The following is a 24822-nucleotide window of genomic DNA, read 5'->3' as shown; positions in this document are numbered from 1 at the left end:
AATGATAAATGAAGATAGATTATTAAATGATGCAAACTCTTTATTTTTACAAAAAAAATTTAAAGATGCTTTATTTTTATATTCACAGTTATCATCAAATTTTCCAGATAACAAAGAATATCCTATTTATGCACTTTTTTGTGATATTGCTAGCGAAGATGTATCAAAAGCTTTATCTTTGTATGATTATTTTACAGTAATTAAAGATGATAGTTTAGATGAAGCAATAAGATATGTAGAAGATATAATTAATGCTTATGATGGTGATATTGACAAAATGATGGAAATTTTAAAAGATTTAAGCACTTCAACAGTTGAATCTCTAGATGCAATAAGATATGAAGATTTTAAAAAATTAATAGAAGTTAGAGGTTCTTTTAGAATTGCTTTTGAAGATATTATGTTTTCAACAAAAGTTGCAATTGAAAATAAAGATGATTTTTATGATTTTGTAACAAAGTTGATAGATAACGATTTTAATAGTACAGCATACTCTTATCTTGATGGTTTTAATGAATATTTTACTTATGATAAAGAGATAGAAAAACTATATAAAAAATTAGAAGAGAAAAAACTTGAAACTAATCATAAACGATAAAACATATACAGACAATTCAGGTGAAGCTGATAAAAATTCAATTTTTGTTGTTTCAAAATATAATGAAAAATATATACAAAATGCCAAAGAAAATGGTTGTATTGAGTTTTTAAACTCAAGTGAGTTAAAAAATCATTTAGACATGAGTTCTATAAAAATCATTGGAATAACTGGAACAAATGGTAAAACAACAACTGCAACAACAATTTACAAAATACTTTTAAGTTTGGGCTTTAAAGTTGCACTTCAAGGAACTCGTGGATTTTTTATAAATGAAACACAAGTCGAAGATTATTCTTTGACAACTCCAATTCAACTTGGAAATTTTGTACATATTCAAAAAGCTATTCAAAATGGTTGTCAATTTTTTGTTATGGAAGTAAGCTCTCATGCAATAGAACAAAATAGAATTGAAGGTTTAACTTTTGCTTTAAAAATTCATACAAATATTACAAGAGACCATCTTGATTATCATAAAACTATTGAAGAATATATAAGAGTTAAAAATTCGTTTTTAAGTGATGAGTCTGTAAAGCTAGTAAATATAGATGATAATGTTATGAAATATAATTTTACAAATGCTTTTACATATTCTTTAAAAAATCTTTCTGATTATAAAGTAAGTAAATATGAGTTTGAACATGGCATGAAAGTTGAGTTTTTTTATAAAGAAAAAACTTATAGTTTTACTTCTATGATGATGGGAATTTTTAATATTTATAATCTTATGGCAAGTATTGCTGCTGTTCATATTACAACACAAAAATCTCTTGAAGATATTTGTCAAACATTAAAAAACTTTTCTTGTGTTAGTGGACGAATGGAAATAATTAGTTTAAATCCACTCGTAATTGTGGATTTTGCACATACTCCTGATGGAATGGATGAAGTTTTAAAAAGCTTCCCAAATAAAGATATTATTTGTGTTTTTGGTGCAGGTGGAAATAGAGATAGTGCAAAACGACCACTTATGGGAGAAGTTGCAAAAAAATATTCAAAACATATTATTGTAACTAGCGATAATCCAAGATTTGAAGAACCAAAAATGATAATTGAAGATATTTTAGCTGGAATAAACGATAAATCAAATGTTGAAGTTTTAATCGATAGAAAAGAAGCTTTGAAAAAAGCTATATCTTTAGCAAATGAAAAAAGTGTTGTTTTAGTTCTTGGAAAAGGTGATGAAGCAACGCAAATAATTGGTGATAAAAAATTTGAATTCTCTGATAAAGATGAAGTTTTAAAAATATTAAGTTCTAAAATATAATAAGTTTTAATTTTAATTAATTTATAATATTTACTTATTTAAAATAAAACAAAATTTATATTTTATGAGATATAATTATTTCTTTGGATTTAATTTTGCTTTGAGTTTTTTAGGAAGATGTGCAAAAACCATAGAACTATTTTTAATAAGTTTATCTTTTTCATAAATTGCTATATCTAAACTCATATTATCTAATCTAAAATTTAGTAGTTTTATTGTTTGATTTTTTTCTTCAAAAAAAAGATTTTCTTTACTCAAATCTACTATTATTTTACTTTTTGCCAAAATAAACTCCAAAATTTTATAAATTATATCTTACTAGGATTTAATAATGCAAGAGCATATAAAAGCAATTCCTTCAAATAGATTGCAATTTTTCCCTATAATGATGTTTGCAGTGATTATGGGATTAGGTGGTTTAACTTTAGTTTATGAACGAATGACTTCGGTTTTTTTCTTTCCAATATCTGTTGCTATGGCAATACTAGTTGTTACTGTTTGTCTGTTTTTTTTAGTTTTATTTTTTTATATATTAAAAATTATTAGATTTAAAGAAGAAGTAAAAAAAGAGTTTTCTCACCCAATAAGAGTCAATTTTTTTGCAGCTTTTTCTATTTCTATGCTTATTTTATCAATAGATTTTAGAGTTTTTTCTATAGAAATTTCAGAAATATTTTTTATTATAGGTGCACTTTTCCATATATTTTTTACTTACTATACAATCAGATTTTGGATAAATAACAATCTTGAAATACAACACTCAAATCCAGCTTGGTTTATTCCTATTGTTGGAAACTTGATAGTTCCCATTGCTGGTGTTGGAATAGTTGATAATACAATATTATATTTTTATTTTTCAATAGGAATATTTTTTTGGATAATTTTGTTTGCTATTATTTTGAATAGAATTATTTTTCATAATCAATTTGCTCCAAAATTTATGCCAACACTTTTTATTTTAATAGCGCCTCCTGCTATTGGATTTATCTCTTACATAAAATTGACTGGAAGTTTAGACTTTTTTGCTCAAATTTTATTTAATTTAGGAATATTTTTCACAATTTTAGTTTTTGTTATGTATAAAAATTTTGTAAAAATAAAATTCTTTATTTCATGGTGGGCATTTACATTTCCAATGGCAGCAGTTACTTTAAGTACTGTTTTAATGTATGAATTAACAAAAAATGGTATTTATGCAATCTTTGCTTATGTTTTAACTTTTATTACTACAATAATTGTTCTTTTAGTTGCAATTGCCACTATAAAACATATGAAGAAAAAAGAAATTTGTATAATGGAATAAGGTATAATAAGCTTTTTTAAAAATGTAAAAAGGATTTATTATGGAATTTAGATATATTGGAAAAAGTGGATTAAGAGTTTCAAGTATTTGTTTAGGAACTATGACATTTGGTTCAACAACAGATGAAAAAGAAGCTTTTAATATTATGGATAAAGCTTATGAAAATGGAATAAATTTTTTTGATACAGCTGAGATTTATCCAGTACCTCCCAAAGCAAATACAGTTGGAATTACTGAAAATATAGTAGGAAAATGGTTAAAAACAAAACAAAGAGATTCTGTCATCTTAGCAACTAAAGTCGCTGGTGCAGCTTCTGGTTGGTTTGTTCCACCTGTAAGACATGGACTTACGGCCATTGACTCTTTTCATATAAAAAAAGCAATTGAAGGAAGTTTAAAAAGACTTCAAACTGATTATATAGATCTTTATCAGATGCATTGGCCAGATACTATCGTGCCTATTGAAGAATCACTAAAAGCTTTTGATGAATTAGTTAAAGAAGGAAAAGTAAGATATATAGGAACTTCAAATGATAGTGCTTATGGACTTACAAAAGCAAATGAAACTTCAAAAAATAAAAATTTATCAAGATTTGAATCAATTCAAAATAATTTTTCTTTATTAAATCCAAGATTTTTTGATGAATTAGCAACTGTTTGCCGAAAAGAAAATATTTCACTTTTACCATATTCTCCGATGGCAGGAGGAGTTTTAAGTGGAAAATATAATGGAAACTTTTATCCTCAAGATGCAAGATTTACAAGTTATTTAAACAATGAAAGCAAAAGAGTTAGACTTATGGCTGATAGGTTTGTAAATGATAAAACACTAAAAGCAACAGCAAAATATTTTGAATTAGCAAAAGAATATAATGTTTCACCAGTAACTTTAGCTATCTCATATTCAAAACACTTCGATTTTGTAGCATCAACTATAATTGGAGCTAGAGTATTATCTCAACTAGATGATAGCTTAAAAGCTTTTGCTTTTAAAATAGATGATGAACTTCTATCAAAAATTGAAACAATACAAAAAGAGATTTTATATCCAATGGGATAATAGATTAAAGTAAAACTAGAATATAATAACAAACTTTTTAGCTAAAACTAAATATAAGGAATACATAAATGTCTGTCTTGTGGGATGCTTTAAATAATATTGATAACTTTGCAATAGTTTTACTACTTTTGTCATTAAGTATCGCATTATTTTATGAGATGATTAATGGTTTTCATGATACTGCAAATGCTGTTGCAATGATTATATATACTAATTCTATGAAAGCAGGATACTCTGTTATCATGGCTGGAATTATGAACTTTATAGGAGTTGTTTTAGGGGGAATTGGTGTTGCTTATGTTATTGTGCATTTGTTACCGCTTGATATAATGGTTTCTTCAAATCAAAATGCTACTTTAGTAATGGTTTTCTCATTACTTATATCTGCTGTTGTTTGGAATTTAGGAACATGGTATTTTGGTTTACCAGTTTCTAGTTCACACTCTTTAATAGGTTCAATCGTAGGTGTTAGTATCGCTTTTGGTATGATGAATGGATTTACTTTCTCTCAAAGTGTAAATTGGAAAGTTGTTTATGGTATTTTAACAGCATTAGCTGTTTCTCCTTTATTAGGTTTTGGTTTTGCTTTTTTGATTATGAAACTATCAAGAAAACTTGTTAAAAATCCAAAGTTTTATAAAACACCAACTGGAGATAAAAAAAAGAAACCAAATTTCTGGATGAGAACTGGAATTATAGCAACAGGCGCAGGAGTTAGTTTTGCTCATGGTTCTAATGATGGTCAAAAAGGAATTGGTCTTATTATGATTATTCTTATTGGTATTTTACCAACTTATTATGCTTTAAATATGGAAGCTCATCAATACAAAATTATGCAAACCAGAGATGGCGCTGCAAATTTAGCAAAATTCTATGCAGATAATAATGATACTCTTACAAAACTTTTAGATGAAAAATTACTTATTAGTGCACTAAAAATAGAAAATAAAATTGCAGAGTGCAATGTTAATCAAGTGTATAACACAACACTAGAAATTTCTAAAAAATTAGATGGATTAAAATCATACTCGGAACTTTCAAAAGAAGATAGATGGAAAATTCATACAGCTGTTTTATGTTCTGATAACTTCTTTGGACAAGTTGAAAGAGCTTATAAATTAATAGATAAAGATAAATCTGATTATATAGCAGATCAAAGAAAACAAATGATTATTTCTACTGAATATGTTCCATTTTGGGTAATTTTTGCAGTTGCTTTAATGTTAGGAATTGGAACAATGATAGGTTACAAAAGAGTAGTGCATACTATTGGAGAAAAAATTGGCTCTAAACCAATCAATCATATGCAAGGTACAGTATCTCAAGCAATGGCAATGATAACTATTTTATTAGCAAACTTTGCTCATGCTCCTGTTAGTACAACTCATATTGTTTCTAGTGCTGTTGCTGGAACTATGGTTGCTGAACCAGATGGTGGAGTACAAAAAAAGACTATTAACACAATTTTAATTGCATGGATTTTTACCTTACCTGTTACAGCTATAATGGGAGCTGCTATTTACGTAGCTTTAAGTTATATTACAAAAATCTGATTATTTTATATAAAAAATTGAGAGATATAATCTCTCAATTATATTAACTTCTTAATCTTTAACTTTTTTACAAAATTAATATAAAAAAATACTTTAAAAATATAAGTAAATTTTTAGATTGTGTAGTTTTTTATTTTATACTATTAAACTTCGAAATACTCGATTTATATTAGAAAAAAACAATAGTTTTATATCCAATGATATAATTTATTTTTTAATATTTAATTTTTCTTAATATGATTTTAAATAGAATATACGCTATTTATATAAAAGGATTGAGATGAAGGACTTGAATATTAGTAAAAAATTTACTTTGATAAACTTAATAGTTACATTATTAGTTTTAATTATAGGTTATTTTATATTGAATAAATATAAAAATGATTTAATTGATGAAGTCCATAATGACGTAGTTGTAAACTTAAAATCTCTAAGTGAACAAAGAATTAAAGCAAAATTAGAAGTAGGAATTTCAAATGCAATATCTGTTGCAAATGATTCTTCTATAAAAGAGAGTTTGGCTACAAAAAATAGAGAATTAGCCATTAGTACTTTAGCAAACTTATCTTCTAATATGAAAGAGTCAACACCTTTTAAAAATATTCAAATTCATCTTCATACAAAAGATAATCACTCTTTTTTAAGATCTTGGCAAGTTGATAAATTTGGAGATGATTTAAGTTCTTTTAGAAATAGTGTAGTAAAAGTAAATAAAGAACATATTGCGGTTAATGGATTTGAAATAGGAAAAGAAGGGCTTAGTTTAAGGGCAGTTGTTCCTGTTTTTGATTCAAATAAAATTCCAGTTGGTTCTTTAGAGTTTATGCAAGGATTGAATTCTGTTGCTATTTCTTTTGACGAAGAAAAAAGAGCATTTTTACTACTTATGGATTTATCTTTATCTGTAGAAAATGTAAAAGATGAAAATAAATTAGACAAATATCTTATTTCTCAAAAATTTATCAATAAAGATTTTTTAGAAGATGCTAAAAAAATAGATTTTAATAAATTATTAACTGACAAGCATTTTGAATCTAGCAAATATTTTTATACTTTCAATGATATTACAGATTTTGAAGGTAGAAAACTTGGTATTGCCCTTGTTGCCGAGCCAATAAGTTATGTAAACAATGCCATTGAACATGCTTCTAGCATTATTTGGGTAGCTTTAGTAATTTTAGTTTTCGCTGTTGTGCTAATTATGGTAATTTCATTATTAAATATGAAAAATAATATTTTAAAACCAATTTTTAATCTTAAAAAATCAATTGAAAATATATCGAACAATTCTTCTGAAACTACAAAAATTGAAGTAACTTCAAAAGATGAAATTGGAGACTTAGTAGATAGTTTTAATAATTATTTAGATTCTATTGAAAAAGGATTGATTCAAGATCAAAAAGTAATAGAAGAAGCACAAACTGTTATAGAAAAAGTAAATGCAGGATTATTCAATGACACTATTAAACAAAAAGCAAATTCAAAAAGAGTTAATTCTTTAATATCTGAAATAAATAATATGATAACAACAACTCAAAAAAATCTTTTAGTTTTAAGTGATGTTTTAGTTGCTTTATCAAATGCGAAATTTGATTATAATATTCCTAATATACAAGGAGTTACTGGTGTTATGGCTTCTTTATTAAGTGGAGCAAAAGTTACTCAATCTTCAATCAATGAAATTATGTGTTTAATTGAAAAATCTAATATAGAATTAAACACAAGTTCAACAGAATTAGCTGATGCTTCAAAAAAATTGAGTAACTCTTCAAATATTCAAGCTGCATCATTAGAAGAAACAGCTGCTGCAATTGAGGAAATATCAGCAACTGTTACAAGAAGTACAGAAAATGCTTCTAAAATGGCTATGTATGCACAAAATGTAACAAAATCAACAAATGTTGGGAAAGAGTTAGCTCTAAAAACAGCAACTTCAATGGATGAAATAAATAACCAAGTAAATCTAATCAATGAAGCAATAGGTGTTATAGATAATATAGCATTCCAAACAAATATTCTTTCTTTAAATGCAGCAGTAGAAGCAGCAACTGCAGGTGAAGCAGGAAAAGGATTTGCAGTTGTTGCACAAGAAGTACGAAACTTAGCAAGCAGAAGTGCAGAAGCAGCACATGAAATAAAAACAATAGTTGGAAATGCAACTTTAAAAGCAAATGAAGGAAAAAATATTACTTCTGAAATGATAGAAGGATATAATGAATTAAATGAGAATATTGATATTACAATTAAGTTAATTGAAGATGTTGCAACTGCTTCGAAAGAGCAGCAACTAGCAATGGCACAAATAAATGATACGGTAAATTCTTTAGATAGAGCAACACAACAAAACGCTAATTTAGCTTCAACTATTAGTGAAATGGCAAATAAAACTTCACAGCTTGTAATCCATCTTGATGATACAATAAAACAAACAAGTTTTGATAGAAGTGCTCACAAAAGAATTTGTGATACAACTATGATTATTGATATAAATAAATTAAAATCAGATCATATAAACTTCAAAAATATGAATTTTTCTCAAGCAAAAGAAGGTTTTAAATTTACAGTTAAAACTTGTCATGAATGTAATCTTGGAAAATGGATTGATTCAAATGAAGACAAAAAATTTGCAAAATCAAAAGAGTGGCAAGATTTAAAAGTTGCTCATGAAAATGTTCATAAACTTGTTCAAAAAACTTGTGACTTATATGCTTCAAAAGCTGAAAATAAAGAAATTTTTCCAGTTACAAAAGATATCGAAGATAATATAGAAATAGTTTTTGATTTATTAAATAAAGTTAGAGAGATTAACTGCGAAAAAGAGTAAAGAGTTTCTTTTCTCTTTTCTAAATTTTAATTGATTATTAAAGTTAGTTTGAAAAGCAGATTAAGATAAAATTATCTCTTTAAAATTAGCAAAGGCATTTTCAATACTTGGAATATTTTTATAATGAGTTTGAGTTAGTCTCACATTTTTTGTTTTTAAATCACATATTGCGATTCTAAAACTTGAACCTATAGATGGTTCTACAACACAAATGATTTTATCTTCAATTTGTCTTGTTACATAAATAGTACCTTGAAGATTTGGAAAAAAATATTTTGGATAACTTAATGGTGTAATTTCAACAACATCAATTTTTTCTGGATCTTCGAGCGTTTTTGCTATATTTATAGCATCTTCATATGTATTAAAATAAATACACCAGTCATCAAATTTTTTATTAAAATGTTGTAAATCTTCATCTAAAAAACCACCTGCTATTGATTGTAAAGCAAAAATAGACACAAAAAACACCTTTAATTATATACAATTTTGAAAATGAATTTTAACATATAAGAGTGTAAAATAAATTAAAATATTAAATAGGTGGAGTTTTTTGGTGCAAACAAGGGTTTATTATGAATCTACTGATTGTGGTGGAGTTGTTTATCATTCAAATTATTTAAATTTTTGCGAACGAGCAAGAAGTGAACTTTTTTTTCAAAAAGGTTTAAGTCCTCACAACAATAATGAGTTTTTTGTTGTAAGAAGTGCAACAATTGATTGGATAAAACCAGCTGTTTTTGCTGATTTATTAGAAGTTAAAACAAAACTGGTTGAGAAAAAATCAGCTTCTATTGTAATGTATCAAGAGATATTGCGAAATGATGAGGTGATTTTTAAAGCTACTTTTAAACTAGCTTTTTTAAAAAACTTTAAACCAGCAAAAATTCCTTTAGAGATTTTTGAAATTTTAGAGTAAGGAAAAAATATGTTAAAAATAATAGTAATATCTTTTTTATTTATTATAAATTTATATTCGAGTGAAGTTTATTTACTTCCTAAAGAGTCTGATGATGCAGAAAGTAAAATAAGTGAACTCATACAAGAAGCTAATTCAGAAATATTTATAGGAATGTACAATTTTTCATATAAAAAGTTTGCAAATGATTTGATTGAAGCTTCAAAACATGGTGTAAGAATTACAGTATTATTTGATCAAAAAAAGACAAAAAAAGATGATGAAATACTAGATTTATTAAAAGAAAATGGTATAAAAACTGTTGTAAATAAAGATAAAAATAAAATGCATCTAAAAGTTGTTTTGATTGATTCAAAAACTGCAATAATTGGAAGTACAAATTGGACAAAAGAGTCTTTTGAAGAAAATTACGATTTAATTTATATAACTGATGATAAAAAGCTTATTTTAAAATTAAAAGAGTTTGTGAGCAAAATTTGACTAGAATAACATTTTTAATAAAAATATAAAGGATTTTTAGTGTTAGAAATATTTGTTATAGCATTTTGTATTTACTTTGCATTCAATATTTATACTTCATTTATGCAAATAGGTTTTATAAAAGATGCAAGAAATTTAAAAGCTATTATTTTAGATTCAAATAAATATCTTGAAGCTGCAAATTATGCAATTGAAAAAGAAAAACTTGCGCTTACTTCAACATTTTATGATTTTGTTTTATTTATTTTATGGATTGGTTTTGGTTTATCATATTTAGATTCTTTAGTTCAAATTGATTCATATTGGTTAAAAGCTATTGTTTTTGTAGATTTATTTATCATTATAAATTGGATTTTGACTTTACCATTTGAACTTTATTCAACTTTTAAACTAAATAAAAAATATGAATTTTCAAATATTACACCAGCACTTTTTATAAAAGATACTATAAAAACTGGAGTTTTGTTTTTAGTTTTTGGTTCAGCTGTTATTGCTGGAATTTCATTTATTATCAATAACTTTCCTTCTTGGTGGATTTTTGGATTTGTATTTATTTTTGCTGTAATCATACTTATAAATATGCTTTATCCAGTGATTCGTGACAAAATGTTTGATAAATTTGAAAAACTAAAAGATAAAGAACTTGAAGAAAAAATAGAAAAACTTTTAGATGAAGTAGGTTTTAAAAGTAGTGGAGTTTTTAGTGTTGATGCGAGTAAAAGAGATAATAGATTAAATGCTTATTTTGGTGGATTAGGAAGCACAAAAAGAGTTGTTTTATTTGATACTTTAGTTGAAAAATTAACTCATAATGAATTACTTGCTGTTTTAGGGCATGAGTTAGGACATTTTAAAAATGGTGACATTTTAAAAAATATCGGGATTATGGGATTTGTGATGTTTGTATTTTTTGCTATTTTTGGAAATTTAAGTGATGAACTATTTTTAGGACTGAATTTACAAAATGAACCTTATGCAATAATAACTGTATTTTTGATATTTTCTCCTATTTTATCATTTTTCTTAATGCCATTAATCTCTCTTATTTCAAGACACAATGAATATAAAGCTGATAGTTTTGGTTCAAACTTAGCAACAAAAGAGGATTTAGTAACTGCTTTATTAAAACTCGCAAATGAAAATAAATCATTTCCTTTATCTCATCCTTTGTACATTTTTTTCTATTACTCACATCCTCCACTAATTGAGAGATTTAAAGAGTTGGGATATGATGTCCATACAAAAGAGTTTAAAAAATGATAACTATTGACTATCTTGTTTTAATAGCTATTTTTTTAATAATATTTGTGATATTTTTTGCGATTATTTTTACATTAAAGCAAAAATATCAAAATATTATAAATTCATATTTACTTAAAATATCAACATTAGAAGAGTTATCAAAAGTAGAAAAAGAGAATCTAAAAGAAAAAATAAATTTTTTAGAAAACAATAAACAACAAATGAAATTAGAGTTTGAAAATCTAGCAAATAAACTTTTTGATGAAAAAGAGAAAAAATCTACTACAAATCTAACTTTTGTTTTGAGTTCATTTAAAGAGCAGTTAGACTCTTTTTCTAAAAGAGTAAATGATATTTATAATGATGAAACAAAACAAAGAAGTTCTCTTTTAACAGAGATAAAAAATCTAAAAGAGCTAAATAATCAAATCTCAAATGATGCTATAAATCTAACAAAAGCTTTAAAAGGACAAAATAAAACTCAAGGTGATTGGGGAGAGATGATTTTGTCTTCTATTTTGGATCAAACTGGACTTAGAGAAGGAAAAGAGTATACAATTCAAGGTTCTTTTACATCAGCTGAAGGAAAAAGGTTAAGACCTGATGTAATAGTTCATTTACCTTCAAATAAAGATATAGTTATAGATTCTAAAGTATCATTAAATGCTTATATAAATTATAGTAAAGCTGAAAATGAAGATGAAAAACAACAAGCCTCAAAAGAGTTAGTTAAATCTATAACTTCACATATAAAAGATTTGAGTTCAAAAAGTTATGAAAATATTGATGGCGTTAGAACTTTAGATTTTGTTTTAATGTTTATTCCTATTGAAGGAGCATTTTTGCTTGCTACTTCAAGTGATGATAATCTTTTTAAATTGGCATTTGATAATAATATCATGTTAGTTTCTCCTTCAACTTTATATGTGACACTTAGAACTATTGAAAATATTTGGCGAAATGAACATCAAAATGAAAATGCTCAATTGATTTCAAAAAAAGCAGCTGATTTATATGATAAGTTTGTTGCTTTTGTAGGTGATATTGAAGATATTGGAACAAATATTACTAGAACTCAAAAAGCTTATGATGGAGCTATGAATAAGTTAAGTAGTGGAAATGGTAATTTAATAAGAAGAACAGAAGAGTTTTTAGAACTTGGTGTAAAACCTAAAAAACAGTTACCAAATAGATATTTAAGTGTTGAAGAATAAAAAGCAGAGATTTTAAGATTTCTGCTTTTTAAATATCTGAAATAAGTTTAAATTATTTAAGATATAAATTGCAATTATTGCAAAGATTGTTCCAATAATCATATTTAAAGTAATCTTTTCTCCTAAGAATATACTTCCTGTTGCCATAGCTGAAGCTGGAACTAAAAATACAAAAGATGACACTTCTTTAGTACCTAATTTCGTGGCTCCTATGAAGTATATTGATGTTCCAAATGTTGTACTTAAAATGGTAATTACAAAGATATTGAACCAAAATATAAAATCATAGTCATAAATTCTTCCAAATAAAGAGTTATCAACATAAAATATGTAAAGCACTAAAGTTGAAATTACATAAGTATAAAAAGTAAAAACAAAAGCATTTATTTTTGTAGCTTTTGCTGTTACAATGGTTAAAATTGCCCATAAAAGTGAAGCTAAAATAAAATATACATTATCTTTTGAGAGTATTTCAGTTAAATTAAAATTCCAAACATTTAGCATGTTTAAAACACCAAAAGCACCTAAAACTAAAGCAAAAGAGTGTTTTAAACTTATAGTTTTTTTGTGTATGATTGCTAATAATATAAAAGTATTTATTGGGATTAGTGTTGGAACAAGTGCTCCTCCAAAACTTCCTGTTCCATGTTCAACTCCCCAAAACATAGAAATACTATATAAAACTAAAAGTAGTGAAGCTATTAAAATTAGAATAGAAGATTTTAAATTAACTTTAAAAGATAATTTTAAAAAATAAATAATAGGAATCATAGTAATAAAACAAATTCCCATTCTAAGAAATACTAATTCATAAGCATTAACATAGTTTGTGAGAACTTTTGTACTTATCCAAGAAGCTCCCCATGAAATCATGGCAAGAATCATTAATATATAAAATATATTTTTATTCATTATTTAAAAATTTACTTTATATAATTGTTCTATTGTATTTGTGAATAATAATTTGTTCGAATAGCATTGCTCCAAAACCATTAGGCAATTCATCGTTTGATTTTTCGACAGTTTCAATTATTTTTTTTATTTGTTCATCTTGCATATTTATGGCTATTGGTAAAATAGTCTCTTTTATTTTGTCAAAAAATATTTGTTGCTCTTCAATTGTCATTTTATGTCTTTTATTCATTGATTTTTTGAAATTATATATTCTTTATCTAAAATAGTTTATTAAAACTTTTTTGATATAATCCGAAAAAATAATTAGGAAAATGTATTGGTTGAATTGAGTAAAAAAATATCTACAATAGTTGGTAGAACAAATGCAGAATATGGATTGATAAAAGAGGGTGATAAAGTATTAGTTGGTTTTTCTGGTGGAAAAGACTCTTTAACTTTGATTCATTCATTAAATAGATTAAAAAAAGTAGTTCCATATAATTTTGAATTTAAAGCTGTAACAGTTACTTATGGAATGGGAGAACAAGTAGAATTTTTGAGTAATCATTGCAAAGAACATGGCATAGAACATGAGATAATTGATACTCAAATTTTTGAACTTGCAGGAGAAAAAATAAGAAAAAATTCATCTTTTTGTTCATTTTTTTCAAGAATGAGAAGAGGTTATTTATACTCAACTGCGCTTGAACAAGGATATAATAAAGTTGCACTTGGACATCATTTAGATGATGCAATGGAGTCATTTTTTATGAACTTTTTTTATAATGGTACGATGAGAACAATGCCACCAATTTATAAAGCAGAAAATGGATTAGAAGTTATCAGACCGTTGATTTTTTGTAGAGAAAGACAACTAAGAGCATTTGCAAATACAAATGAAATAAGAGTTATTGGTGATGAAGCTTGTCCAGGACTTAGATTTGATGTAAAAATGCCACATGCAAGAGCAACTACAAAAGAACTATTAGCAAAACTTGAAGAAGAAAATCCAAAGATTTTTATATCTATGAAAGCTGCTTTTAGCAATATTCAATTACCAACATTTTTCTATAAAGATTTAAAAGATATAAAATTAGATTTACAAGAAGATGAAAATATATGAAGATATTAGTTTCATCTTGTCTTTTAGGTGAAGATGTAAGATATGATGGACTAAATTCATCAGTGGCATTTAATCCTAAATTTTCATTTTCATTAAAAGAGCTTTTTATGGATATTTTATGCGAAAATGAAATTTATTCTTTTTGTCCAGAAGTTGCAGGAGGATTAGGAATTCCAAGAAATCCTGCTGAGATTGTAAAAAATGAAAAACCATTTAAAATTCTAGATAATGAACAAAATGATGTAACAATAAATTTTTTATTAGGTGCAAAAAAAGCTTTAGATACATGTAAAAATGAAAATATTTTAGTGGCACTTTTAAAATCAAAGTCACCATCTTGTGGTAATAAAGAGATTTATGATGGAACTTTTTCTTCTAATTTAGTTGAGGGACAAGGACTTACAGCAAGATTATTAGAAGAAAATGGAATAAAAGTTTTTAATGAAAATGAACTAAAAGAGTTAGCAAAATTTATAAAGAAAAATAAATCTTTATAAATTTAAGCTTTTATATTTAAAAGTGTATCTAATGTCTCAGCTTGCAATTCAATATTTTGTGCATTTGCACTATATGAAATAATTTCAGGAATTTGTCCTACAATGGAATCTATTAAATCAGCAGTTACTTCTTGAAATTCTGGTTCTGCAACTGTATTTGCAACAGTTGCTATATTTGTAGCCATATCTTGAAATTGTAATTCAGAAGCTACCATGGCATTTAAATTATTGTTGATTGTCATAACTAAATCCTTCTTTTATACTTTCTAATAACATTTTATTTAAACTTGCAGTTTGAGCAATACTTGCATCAGCTCCACTTAAAGAACTAACAGAACTTGAAGCACTTTGCAACTGATCCATTTTTACCTTTGCACTTTGCGGATCTTTTGGAATTGAAGTATCAAATCTAACACTTCCTCCTATTGCATAGAGCTTTCCATCTGGTCCAACTTGATAATTATAGTTTATTGCACTAGTTGTTGTTGCACCTGAAGCATGAGTTTGTTCATGAGTTTTTACTTCACTATCTTTATTTTTAAATTTATTTAAAACTCTTTGATAGTCATTTTCATCGTAATTTTCACCTAAAACAACTTCATCATTTTTCTCAAAACTTGACTTTTGAGATTCTTTTTTGTCTATATTAGACAATTCACTTTTTTTTAAAGCTAATTCTTGATAAATAGAAGAAAGAGTTGAAATATTGTCACTTATTTCCATAAAAACCTCCTATTGCTTTCCTTATATTAACATAAATTTATTTAAAGATATTTTTTATTAGTTAAGTTTTTTCAAATAATTAATTAAACAAATATTAAAAAAATTTCGCTATAATCTCCATTCTAATTTTATATTAGAACCTCACATGTGTCAATCCTTGGTTGGGTTGTAACAGTAGTTATTAAGGGACACAGAGGCTAAACCCATACAAAAAATACAAAAAAATAATTCAAGGAGAATTACATGGTTACTATGAAAGACCTATTAGAGTGTGGTGTACATTTCGGACACCAAACAAGAAGATGGAATCCAAAAATGAAAAAATTCATTTTCGGTGTTAGAAAAAATATCTATATTATAGATTTACAAAAAACGTTAAGATATTTCAGATATACATATAACGTTGTTAGAGACAGAGCTGCTGAAGGTCAAACAATGATTTTCGTAGGAACTAAAAAACAAGCTAGCGAAACTATTAAAAAAGCTGCTATTTCTTGTGGAATGCCATATGTTAACCACAGATGGTTAGGTGGAATGTTAACTAACTTCGGAACAATCAAAAAATCAATTAGAAAATTAGAAATTATTAAAAAAATGAGAGAAGAAGGTCAATTAGATCTTTTAACTAAAAAAGAAGCTTTAATGCTTACTAGAAAAGAAGAAAAATTAGAATTATACCTTGGTGGTATCAAAGAAATGAACAAATTACCAGATATGATGTTCGTACTTGATGCTGTTAAAGAAAAAATTGCTATTCAAGAAGCTAGAAGATTAGGAATTACAGTTGTTGCTCCTTTAGATACAAATTGTGATCCTGATGTTGTAGATTTACCAATACCAGGAAATGATGATGCTATTAGATCAATTCACTTATTCTGCAACGAAATGGCTGCAGCTATGAATGAAGGTAAAGCTGCATTAGCTGATGAAACTGGTGTAGAAGTTGAGCCAATTTCTGCTGAAGAAAAAGAAGAATTAATTGCTGAAGCAGTGGCAGAAGGTGAAGAATTTAATTTCGCTGAAGAAGGAGAAAACGCGTAATGGCAGTTACTCCACAACTAATTAAAGAATTAAGAGAAATGACTGGTGCAGGAATGATGGATTGTAAAAATGCACTAAATGAAACAAATGGTGATTTAGATAAAGCAGTTCAAGCTTTAAGAGAAGCTGGACTTGGAAAAGCTGCAAAAAAAGCTGGAAATGTTGCTGCTGAAGGACTAATTGCTGTTTTAGTAAATAGTGACAATACAAAAGCTACTTTATTAGAATTAAATTCACAAACAGATTTCGTTGCTAAAAATGAAAACTTTGTTAATTTAACAAAAGAGATTACATCTCATGCTTTAAATAATGGAATTGCTGATGCACAAACTTTAGCAGCTTCAAAAATTAATGGAGAAGAGTTCCAAACTTATTTAAATGAAAAAATTGCAACAATCGGTGAAAACTTAGTTGCTAGAAAACTTGCATTAGTTTCTGGACAAGTTGTAAATGGATATGTTCATGCAACAGGAAGAGTAGGAGTTGTTTTAGCTGCTACTTGTAATGATGCAGTTAAAGATAAAGCTGCTGCATTATTAAGAAATGTTGCTATGCATGCATCTGCTATGAAACCAACTGTTATTTCATACAAAGATTTAGATCCAGCATTCGTTGAATCTGAAAACAAAGCTATTAAAGCAGAAATTGAAGCTGAAAATGATGAATTAAGAAGATTAGGAAAACCTCAAAAAAGAATTCCTGAATTTGTTTCTAAATCTCAATTAACAGATGAAGCAATTGCAGCTGCAAAAGCTAGATTTGAAGATGAATTAAAAGCTCAAGGTAAACCTGAAAAAATTTGGGCAAATATTATTCCTGGACAAATCGAAAGATTTATTGCAGATAACACACAATTAGATGGAAGATTTGCATTATTATCTCAACCTTACGTTATGGATGATAAAAAAACTGTTGAGCAAGCTATTGCTGAAGTTGATTCATCAATTGTAATTACTGAGTACATTAGATTTGAACTTGGTGAAGGTATTGAGAAAAAAGAAGAAGATTTTGCAGCAGAAGTTGCAAAACAAATGGGTAAATAATTTATAGTTAGCTAAAAAACTGCTATATAAAAATAAAAGGAATTGCAATGAGCGAATTAGAAAATAAAAATGGACTCATTGGAAGCCTTTTATTAGAAGCTAAAAATTTATCTCATAAGTTTGATTATGAACTTTTTAAAAATATCAACTTATCACTTCAAAAACAAGAATCAATTGCAATAATTGGAACTAGTGGAAGTGGAAAATCTACACTTTTAAATATATTATCTTCCCTTTTAAAGCCAACAAATGGTAATGTTGTTTTTCAAAGAAAAGATATATATTCTTTATCACAAAATGATTTATTAAAAATAAGAAGAGATGATTTTGGAATAATTTTTCAAGCTCATTATTTATTTCGAGGTTTTAGTGCAAATGAAAATCTTGAAATTGCTGAATTTTTAAGTGGTGAAAAAATAGATAAAAATCTTTTAAAAGAGTTAAATATTGAGCATGTTATAAACCAAGGTGTTGGAGAACTAAGTGGTGGTCAACAACAAAGATTATCAATAGCAAGAGTTTTAACAAAAAAACCAAAAATAATCTTTGCAGATGAGCCAACTGGAAATTTAGATAAAGAGACAGCAAATATTGTTATGAACACTTTATTTAATTATATAAAAAAGAATAATGCAGGATTGATTTTGGTTACTCATGAAAATGAATTAGCTTTGAGATGTGATAAGGTTTATAAATTGGATAATTTAGAACTAAAGGATATTAGATGAACTTACTATTAGTTTGTGAAACACCAATTATAGAACATATATTTACTTTAGTTTGCAAAAAAATGAAAATTGATTTAACAATTCAAAAAAACAATAAAGTAAATAAAAATTATGATTTAATTGTAATTGATCAAAATTTTGTTGATTCTAAATTTAATAAAATAAAAGATTTTTCAAAAAGAATTGGTGCTATCTCTTCTGAAGAATTACCAATGGAAAGATTAAGAGATTTTATTATTCCTAGACCATTTTTACCTACAAAATTAGAAACTTTACTCAATGAACAAATTGAATATGTAAAAGAAGATTTAACACAAAAACAACCATATAAAGAGGAAGTTTTTGAATATGCTCCTGAAGATGATATTGATATATTACCAGTGATTAATTACTTAGAAGAAGATTTAGACGAAAACATTTCTGTTAAAAAAGACATTTCAAGTAATGATTCTTTTGAAGAGGATGATGAAAGTATTGTAAGTCTATCTAAATTAAATATGGGTGGAGTTTTAGATTCTGGCGAATTAAGTAAAATAAATGATATTTTACATGAAGATGAAATTTATAATGATATAACTTTAGAAAAACATGATTGGAAAGACATATCTTCAATAATAGATGATGCGTTAGAAGAAGTTAAAGAGTATGAATTTGATTTAAATAATGAACCAATGAAAACTTACAATTTAATATTGAGTAAATATGGAATTGATGAATTAAGACCTTTATTAGAAAAATTTGATCAAACGGTTATCGATAAAATTGCTAGTGGACAAACTATAGATTTAAGAGTAAGTTTAAGGGAAAATAAATGAATGATAAAAAAGGCGCAATTTTAATCATTTCAGGACCAAGTGGTTGTGGAAAATCAACTTTACTAAAAGAAGTTTATAAAAATATTTCTGATTATTATTTTTCAATCTCTACAACAACAAGAGAGCCAAGAATTGGTGAAGTAAATGGTGTTGATTATTTTTTTGTTTCAAAAGAAGAGTTTGAAGAAGATATAAAAAAAGGTAATTTCTTAGAATATGCAAAAGTTCATGATAACTATTATGGAACATCTTTAAAACCAATAATTAAAGCTTTAAATGAAGGGAAATTAGTAATATTTGATATAGATGTTCAAGGACACCATTTGGTAAGAAAGAAAATGAATGATTGTGTGACATCAGTATTTATTACAACTCCATCTTTAAAGATTTTAGAAGAAAGACTAAATAATAGAAATAGTGATAGTTTAGAAGTTATTGAAAAAAGATTAAAAAATGCAAAAAAAGAGATTGAATTTTTTGATGAATACGACTATTTTATAATAAACAATAACTTAGATAATGCTGCAAGTGAGTTAGTTTCTATTGCAAACATTGCAAGAACAAAAGCTAAACTTTTCGATAAAGAAAAAATAGTATTAAATTGGTTAGATTAACTATTTAATACTATCATAGCTTATAGGTTTATCAAAGTAAAAACCTTGAGAATAATCTATATTTAACTCTTTTACTTTATTATAAATCTCTTCATTCGCTACAAATTCAGCTACTGTTTTAACATTGAATTCTTTTGCAATATTTGAAATAGTTTTAACAATAATTTCCAAGTCTTTAGAGTTATGAATATTTTGAATTAATGAACCATCAATCTTTATAAAACTTATTTTTAATTTTGATAACAAATGGAAATTTGAATATCCAGAACCAAAATCATCAATTCCAACAGTACATTGGAATTTCTTAACTTCAGAAATAAATTTTGAAACTTCTTCGAAATCAACAATTTCTTCTGATTCTAAAATCTCAAAACTTAAAAGTTTTGTATGCTCTTCTTTTTGGTTATTTAAATACTCATATATATAATTAGTGGTTTTTCTATTTGAGATATCAGCATAAGAGATATTAAGAGATACTCTTTTGTTTTTTTCAATAATTAACTTTAAAGAATCTTTTAAAATAACCTTTATAATATTTGGATATTGTCTAGTTTTTTTTGCAATGTCAAGAAAATTATAAGGACCAACTTCGTTCCCATTTTCATCTATGTATCTAATTAATGCTTCGTATTTATAAACTTCTTTAGTTTGAGTATCTACTATTGGTTGAAAATAGGCTTGGAATCTATTTTCTTTAAACCCCAGTTTTAATTGTTTTAACCATTTTATATTGTTTTCAAATGATTGATGAATATTAAATGAATCATCATAAATCATAATCTTTCTTAGTTTTGTTCTTGCATAAGTTATAGTTCTTTGTGCATATTTATAAGCTAAAGATCCGTTGGCATGAGAAACTCCAACTGTAAGATTTATGTCAATTTCATTTTCATTTACTAAAAATGGTTGATTTTCAATATTATTAATAAAATATTTTGTATTCTCATAAAATTCTTCTACGCTTTTCCCACTATTTACTGCAACAACAACAAATTTATCAACATCTAATTTATAAACAGAGTATTCATTTGCTGGAAAATGATCTCTTAATTTATAAGATAATTCAACTAAAATTCCATCTCCAATATCTTCACCAAATAAATCGTTTAATGTTAAAAATCCATCAATATCAAAGAATGCCATTAAAACATCATCTGTTTCATTTAAATCTTTTTTTAGTTTATTTCTATTTGGAAGATTTGTTAGTTTATCTATAAATAACTCTTTTAATTCATAATAGATTATTGATTGAGACATCGCTTGTAGAAGTTTTGCAATATCTATAGGTTTTAAAACATATTTATCAATTCCAATATCTATACTTTCAAGTAGATATTCTTTATTTGAAAATGCAGTTGTGATTATGATAGGGATATTAGGATTTATATTTTTTATCTCTTTTGCCATTTCTAAACCATTTAAAATAGGCATATTTATATCTGTAACTATTAAGTCAATATTCTTTTCATATTTTTTAAATAACTCCAAACCTTCTTGCCCATTTTCGGCAATATACTGGTTTTTTGTGAAAGATTTTAGAATCTCATGAGTAACTTCTCTCAAATCCTTTTCATCTTCAACATATAAAATAGACATATTTTTCAATATAGAAATATTATTTATCATTAAGTATCCCTGCAAATTTATTAAGATATAATACAAAAAATAACTTGATATTTAAGTAAAAATCTATCAGAATAATCACAATTTTAGGAGCTATCTTGTCAAAAATTAGATGTAATCATTGTCATTTAGAATTTGATGAAAATATAATGATAAAAGATAATGATTTAAATTTTTGTTGTAAAGGATGCCAAGGAGTTTATCATTTATTAAAAAGTGATGGTTTAGACTCTTTTTATGACAAACTAGGAAATAAAACAATAGCTCCACCAATCGAAGTTTTTAATGAAAGTATTACTAAATTTGATTCTTTAAATTTTTATGATAATTATGTGACTAAAACAAAAGAAGGCTTTAATCAAATTGATTTAATCATCGAAGGAATTCATTGTGCAGCTTGTGTTTGGCTAAATGAAAAAATTCTTTATGATACAAAAGGTATAGTTGAAGCAAATATCAATTTTACAACAAACAAAGCAAGAATCACTTGGGATGATGATATTTTAAAGTTATCACAAATTATTTTAAAAATTAGATCTATTGGATATAACGCTTATGCGTATGATTCAAGTGTTGCTGATATTGCAGCTTCAAAAGCAAAACAAGACTATTTTGTACGTATTATGGTTGCGGTTGTTTGTACTATGAATATTATGATGTTAAGCGTTGCAAAATACACAGGATTTTTTACAGGGATTACTCCTGAAGTTATGCAAATGATTCATTTGGGAGAGTTTATTCTTTCAACACCTGTTTTATTTTATAGTGGATGGGTTTTTTATAAAGGTGCATATTACGGACTAAAAAATAAAATGGTAACTATGGATTTAGCTGTTTCTACTGGAGCAACATTGAGTTATATTTACTCTTTGACTATTTTGCTTGGAGCAAAAGGAGATAGTTATTTTGATTCTGTTGCGATGATTATTACTTTTGTTTTAGTTGGAAAATATTTAGAAGTTATTGGTAAAAAATCAGCTGTTGATACTTTAGATAAAATAAAATCAACTTTGCCTTTAGAAGCAGTTATTATAAATGGAAATGAAAAAAAAGTTGTAGCTTTAAATAGTGTAAATATTGGTGATATTGTAGAAATAAAAGCAGGAGATAAAGTTCCTGTTGATGGAAAAATAATCTCTGGAAATGGTTCTTTTGATGAATCAACAATTACAGGAGAATCAATTCCTGTATATAAAAAAGTTGGAGATGCAGTTTTTAGTGGAACTATAAATTTAGATTCTTTGATACATTTTGAAGTAACAAAAAACTTTAAAAATTCAACTTTTTCTTCTATAGTTTCTTTACTTGAAGACTCTTTAAATTCAAAACCTTCTATTCAGATTAAAGCAAATAAAATTTCAAGAGGATTTAGTGCTACTATTTTGTCTCTTGCATTTGCTACTTTTTTAGTTTGGTATTTTTTTGGTTTAGACTTAGGTTTTATTTATGAAGGAACAAATCAATTTGAAAGATCATTTATAGTTGCTGTTTCGGTTATTGTTATTGCTTGTCCTTGTGCATTGGCTCTTGCAACTCCAATGGCAAGTTTAGTTGGTATTTCAGAACTTGCTAAAAAAGGGTTACTTTTCAAAGAAGCAAAGTTTATAGAAACTTTAGCTGTTGCTTCTAGTGTAGTTTTTGATAAAACGGGAACTTTAACAAAAGGTGAATTAAATGTCGTAAAAGCAAGAATCTTAGATGATAATATTCATAAATTAAATCTTTTGTATTCACTAATAGATAGTTCAACTCATCCAGTAAGTCTTTCTATTAAAAGATATTTAGAAAAAAACTATAATTTAGAGTTAAAAAAACTTGAAAATGTAAAAAATATTGAAGCAAAAGGAATGAGTGCAACATATAAAAATGTTGAAAATAAAGAGTTTGAAATTCTTGGTGGAAATGTAGAACTTCTTAGAGAATTTGGGATTTATTATAAATTTGATTCTTCAAGAACTGTATATTTGTTTGCTATCAATAAAAGAGTAATTGCTACATTTGAACTCGAAGATGAACTAAGAGAAGGTTCAAAAGAGTTAATAAATTATCTACAAAATAAAAATATTGAAGTAATAATGCTAACAGGTGATAATGAACAAGTTGCTTCAAGAATTGCAAAAGAGTTAAATATAACAAAATATTTTTCTCACCAAACTCCAGTTTCAAAAGCAGATTTTATAAAAGAGTTAAAAAAACAAAATAAAGTTGTTGTTATGGTTGGTGATGGTGTAAATGATAGTGTAGCTTTAAGTAGTAGTGATGTAGCTATTGCTATGGGAAATTCTGCTGATATATCTTTAGCAGTTTCTGATGTAGTTTTACTAAATTCAACTTTAAAATCTTTAAAAGATGCTTTTGTTATTTCAAATAAAACATATAAACATATCAAACAAAATTTAGGCTTTTCATTACTTTATAATGCAACGACTGTACCTTTAGCAATGGCGGGTTTTGTAATACCACTTATTGCTGCACTTTCAATGAGTTTAAGTTCTTTAATAGTAGTATTAAACTCTCTTAGAATCAAAATGAAATAAAGGAAAATAATATTTTATGATAAATGACACACTTTTATTTATGTTAATAGTTGGGATAATAATATCTGCTGGACTTCTTTTATTATTTGTTTGGGCTGCAAAAACTGGTCAATTTGATGATGCTAATAGAATGTTGAATAATCCTTTATATGATAGCGTTGATGATTTAAATGATGCTATTAGAAAAGAACAAAAAATAAAAGAGGAAAAAGAAGCAAAAGAAGAGAAACAAAAAAAAGAGTAGAATTTTCTACTCTTTTAAAGGATAAAATTATTTACCCATATAGTCAGCTAAAGCTTTGATATCTGCATCAGATAATTTAGCAACTTGACCTTTCATTAAAGCTTTCATAGGTCCCGCACCAGCATAAGATCCATCTTTATAACCATGTAAAGCTTTTTCAATTTCAGCTTTTGTCAAGTTAGCTGGAACGTGATTTTTACTTTGAGTAGTTACGTTGATTTCCCCTTTTACACCGTGACATGCTTTACATGTTGCATAAGAAGCTGGAGCATCTGCAAAAGCAAAAGCAGCAACTGCTAAAGTTGTAAGAACAATTTTTTTCATTTTTTTCTCCTTTAAAATTAAGAGAAAAATTCTAGCTTTTTTTTTATATTTTTAAGCTTAATAATTTTTTCTTAATTGTGAAATTTTCACTTAAAATTGTGCAAAATTTGTGAAGTTAAAAAAAGTTCCATAAAACAGAAAATAAAGCATATTTTT

27 protein-coding genes are annotated in these 24822 nt (G+C 26.2%); 19 read left to right on the top strand and 8 right to left on the bottom strand.

Going from position 1 to position 24822, the window contains the following annotated elements; genetic code table 11:
- The first annotated feature begins 1 nt into the window (after nucleotide 1).
- Both B0175_RS01085 and B0175_RS01080 read left to right on the top strand, forming a co-directional pair.
- Nucleotides 2-598, top strand: coding sequence for a hypothetical protein (locus B0175_RS01085; RefSeq protein WP_108526895.1), 597 nt, complete (start codon nucleotides 2-4; stop codon nucleotides 596-598).
- Nucleotides 576-1865, top strand: coding sequence for a UDP-N-acetylmuramoyl-L-alanyl-D-glutamate--2,6-diaminopimelate ligase (locus tag B0175_RS01080; protein WP_108526894.1), 1290 nt, complete (start codon nucleotides 576-578; stop codon nucleotides 1863-1865). Before B0175_RS01085 ends, B0175_RS01080 begins: the two co-directional genes overlap by 23 nt.
- A gap of 75 nt (nucleotides 1866-1940) precedes the next feature.
- Here B0175_RS01080 and B0175_RS01075 read toward each other — a convergent pair whose 3' ends face one another.
- The gene (locus tag B0175_RS01075) at nucleotides 1941-2150 is read right to left on the bottom strand and encodes a hypothetical protein (protein WP_020847465.1); all 210 of its coding nucleotides are present in this window, start codon (nucleotides 2148-2150) and stop codon (nucleotides 1941-1943) included.
- 46 nt (nucleotides 2151-2196) lie between these two features.
- On the opposite strand from B0175_RS01075, the gene B0175_RS01070 reads away from it, so the two are divergent.
- From B0175_RS01070 to B0175_RS01055, 4 genes are all read left to right on the top strand, one after another.
- Entirely contained in the window at nucleotides 2197-3168 is a 972-nt protein-coding gene (locus B0175_RS01070) for an SLAC1 anion channel family protein (RefSeq protein ID WP_108526893.1), read from the top strand.
- A gap of 40 nt (nucleotides 3169-3208) precedes the next feature.
- Nucleotides 3209-4228: an aldo/keto reductase gene (locus B0175_RS01065; RefSeq protein ID WP_108526892.1), complete on the top strand. Its 1020-nt coding sequence runs from the start codon at nucleotides 3209-3211 to the stop codon at nucleotides 4226-4228.
- A 68-nt stretch (nucleotides 4229-4296) separates the two neighbouring features.
- Nucleotides 4297-5781, top strand: coding sequence for an inorganic phosphate transporter (locus tag B0175_RS01060; protein ID WP_108526891.1), 1485 nt, complete (start codon nucleotides 4297-4299; stop codon nucleotides 5779-5781).
- Between the two features lie 280 nt (nucleotides 5782-6061).
- Complete coding sequence (locus B0175_RS01055) at nucleotides 6062-8605, top strand: methyl-accepting chemotaxis protein (RefSeq protein ID WP_108526890.1); 2544 nt, start codon at nucleotides 6062-6064, stop codon at nucleotides 8603-8605.
- 60 nt (nucleotides 8606-8665) lie between these two features.
- On the opposite strand, the gene B0175_RS01050 is transcribed toward B0175_RS01055, so the two are convergent.
- Nucleotides 8666-9067 (bottom strand): hypothetical protein, encoded by a 402-nt coding sequence (locus tag B0175_RS01050; protein ID WP_108526889.1) that lies wholly within the window; start codon nucleotides 9065-9067, stop codon nucleotides 8666-8668.
- Nucleotides 9068-9161: 94 nt separating this feature from the next.
- On the opposite strand from B0175_RS01050, the gene B0175_RS01045 reads away from it, so the two are divergent.
- From B0175_RS01045 to B0175_RS01030, 4 genes are read left to right on the top strand one after another with little or no spacing between them, the layout of a single operon-like run.
- On the top strand, nucleotides 9162-9524 hold the full coding sequence (locus B0175_RS01045) for a YbgC/FadM family acyl-CoA thioesterase (protein WP_108527062.1): 363 nt from the start codon (nucleotides 9162-9164) through the stop codon (nucleotides 9522-9524).
- Between the two features lie 9 nt (nucleotides 9525-9533).
- Nucleotides 9534-10004 (top strand): phospholipase D-like domain-containing protein, encoded by a 471-nt coding sequence (locus B0175_RS01040; protein WP_108526888.1) that lies wholly within the window; start codon nucleotides 9534-9536, stop codon nucleotides 10002-10004.
- A gap of 39 nt (nucleotides 10005-10043) precedes the next feature.
- Entirely contained in the window at nucleotides 10044-11264 is a 1221-nt protein-coding gene (locus B0175_RS01035) for a M48 family metallopeptidase (protein WP_108526887.1), read from the top strand.
- Complete coding sequence (locus B0175_RS01030; protein WP_004510597.1) at nucleotides 11261-12460, top strand: DNA recombination protein RmuC; 1200 nt, start codon at nucleotides 11261-11263, stop codon at nucleotides 12458-12460. The genes B0175_RS01035 and B0175_RS01030 overlap by 4 nt, the downstream gene beginning before the upstream one ends.
- A 12-nt stretch (nucleotides 12461-12472) precedes the next feature.
- Here B0175_RS01030 and B0175_RS01025 read toward each other — a convergent pair whose 3' ends face one another.
- Nucleotides 12473-13372: a DMT family transporter gene (locus B0175_RS01025; RefSeq protein WP_108526886.1), complete on the bottom strand. Its 900-nt coding sequence runs from the start codon at nucleotides 13370-13372 to the stop codon at nucleotides 12473-12475.
- Nucleotides 13373-13388: 16 nt separating this feature from the next.
- The gene (locus B0175_RS01020) at nucleotides 13389-13586 is read right to left on the bottom strand and encodes a hypothetical protein (RefSeq protein WP_108526885.1); all 198 of its coding nucleotides are present in this window, start codon (nucleotides 13584-13586) and stop codon (nucleotides 13389-13391) included.
- Between the two features lie 105 nt (nucleotides 13587-13691).
- On the opposite strand from B0175_RS01020, the gene B0175_RS01015 reads away from it, so the two are divergent.
- Together B0175_RS01015 and B0175_RS01010 are read left to right on the top strand one after the other, a co-directional pair.
- Nucleotides 13692-14477, top strand: a complete 786-nt coding sequence (locus B0175_RS01015) for a tRNA 2-thiocytidine biosynthesis TtcA family protein (protein ID WP_108526884.1) — start codon at nucleotides 13692-13694, stop codon at nucleotides 14475-14477.
- Complete coding sequence (locus B0175_RS01010; RefSeq protein ID WP_108526883.1) at nucleotides 14474-14974, top strand: DUF523 domain-containing protein; 501 nt, start codon at nucleotides 14474-14476, stop codon at nucleotides 14972-14974. The genes B0175_RS01015 and B0175_RS01010 overlap by 4 nt, the downstream gene beginning before the upstream one ends.
- A gap of 2 nt (nucleotides 14975-14976) precedes the next feature.
- On the opposite strand, the gene B0175_RS01005 is transcribed toward B0175_RS01010, so the two are convergent.
- On the bottom strand, nucleotides 14977-15216 hold the full coding sequence (locus B0175_RS01005; protein WP_108526882.1) for a hypothetical protein: 240 nt from the start codon (nucleotides 15214-15216) through the stop codon (nucleotides 14977-14979).
- Nucleotides 15200-15697: a putative metalloprotease CJM1_0395 family protein gene (locus tag B0175_RS01000; RefSeq protein ID WP_108526881.1), complete on the bottom strand. Its 498-nt coding sequence runs from the start codon at nucleotides 15695-15697 to the stop codon at nucleotides 15200-15202. Before B0175_RS01000 ends, B0175_RS01005 begins: the two co-directional genes overlap by 17 nt.
- 243 nt (nucleotides 15698-15940) lie before the next feature.
- On the opposite strand from B0175_RS01000, the gene rpsB reads away from it, so the two are divergent.
- The 5 genes from rpsB to gmk are packed head-to-tail and all read left to right on the top strand — an operon-like array spanning nucleotide 15941 to nucleotide 19938.
- Nucleotides 15941-16738: a 30S ribosomal protein S2 gene (gene rpsB, locus B0175_RS00995; protein ID WP_004510605.1), complete on the top strand. Its 798-nt coding sequence runs from the start codon at nucleotides 15941-15943 to the stop codon at nucleotides 16736-16738.
- Nucleotides 16738-17781: a translation elongation factor Ts gene (tsf, locus tag B0175_RS00990; protein WP_108526880.1), complete on the top strand. Its 1044-nt coding sequence runs from the start codon at nucleotides 16738-16740 to the stop codon at nucleotides 17779-17781. Before rpsB ends, tsf begins: the two co-directional genes overlap by 1 nt.
- Before the next feature lie 47 nt (nucleotides 17782-17828).
- Entirely contained in the window at nucleotides 17829-18509 is a 681-nt protein-coding gene (locus tag B0175_RS00985; protein ID WP_108526879.1) for an ABC transporter ATP-binding protein, read from the top strand.
- Nucleotides 18506-19324 (top strand): hypothetical protein, encoded by an 819-nt coding sequence (locus tag B0175_RS00980; RefSeq protein WP_108526878.1) that lies wholly within the window; start codon nucleotides 18506-18508, stop codon nucleotides 19322-19324. Before B0175_RS00985 ends, B0175_RS00980 begins: the two co-directional genes overlap by 4 nt.
- Nucleotides 19321-19938, top strand: a complete 618-nt coding sequence (gene gmk / locus B0175_RS00975; protein WP_108526877.1) for a guanylate kinase — start codon at nucleotides 19321-19323, stop codon at nucleotides 19936-19938. The genes B0175_RS00980 and gmk overlap by 4 nt, the downstream gene beginning before the upstream one ends.
- Here gmk and B0175_RS00970 read toward each other — a convergent pair whose 3' ends face one another.
- Nucleotides 19939-21564 carry an EAL domain-containing response regulator gene (locus tag B0175_RS00970; RefSeq protein ID WP_108526876.1) on the bottom strand — a complete coding sequence of 542 codons (1626 nt, stop codon included), beginning with the start codon at nucleotides 21562-21564 and terminating at the stop codon, nucleotides 19939-19941. It abuts the gene before it with no gap.
- 95 nt (nucleotides 21565-21659) lie between these two features.
- On the opposite strand from B0175_RS00970, the gene B0175_RS00965 reads away from it, so the two are divergent.
- Together B0175_RS00965 and ccoS are read left to right on the top strand one after the other, a co-directional pair.
- Entirely contained in the window at nucleotides 21660-24098 is a 2439-nt protein-coding gene (locus B0175_RS00965; RefSeq protein ID WP_108526875.1) for a heavy metal translocating P-type ATPase, read from the top strand.
- Nucleotides 24099-24114: 16 nt separating this feature from the next.
- Nucleotides 24115-24342, top strand: a complete 228-nt coding sequence (ccoS, locus tag B0175_RS00960) for a cbb3-type cytochrome oxidase assembly protein CcoS (protein ID WP_108526874.1) — start codon at nucleotides 24115-24117, stop codon at nucleotides 24340-24342.
- 27 nt (nucleotides 24343-24369) lie between these two features.
- On the opposite strand, the gene B0175_RS00955 is transcribed toward ccoS, so the two are convergent.
- Complete coding sequence (locus B0175_RS00955) at nucleotides 24370-24666, bottom strand: c-type cytochrome (protein ID WP_108526873.1); 297 nt, start codon at nucleotides 24664-24666, stop codon at nucleotides 24370-24372.
- Nucleotides 24667-24822: the final 156 nt, after the last annotated feature.

Origin of the sequence: Arcobacter lacus, from assembly GCF_003063295.1 — a bacterium.
In the GTDB taxonomy this organism is placed as follows: Bacteria; Campylobacterota; Campylobacteria; order Campylobacterales; family Arcobacteraceae; genus Aliarcobacter; species Aliarcobacter lacus.
Note: the sequence above shows the minus strand (reverse complement) of the source record. Positions and strands in the feature narration are given on the sequence as shown.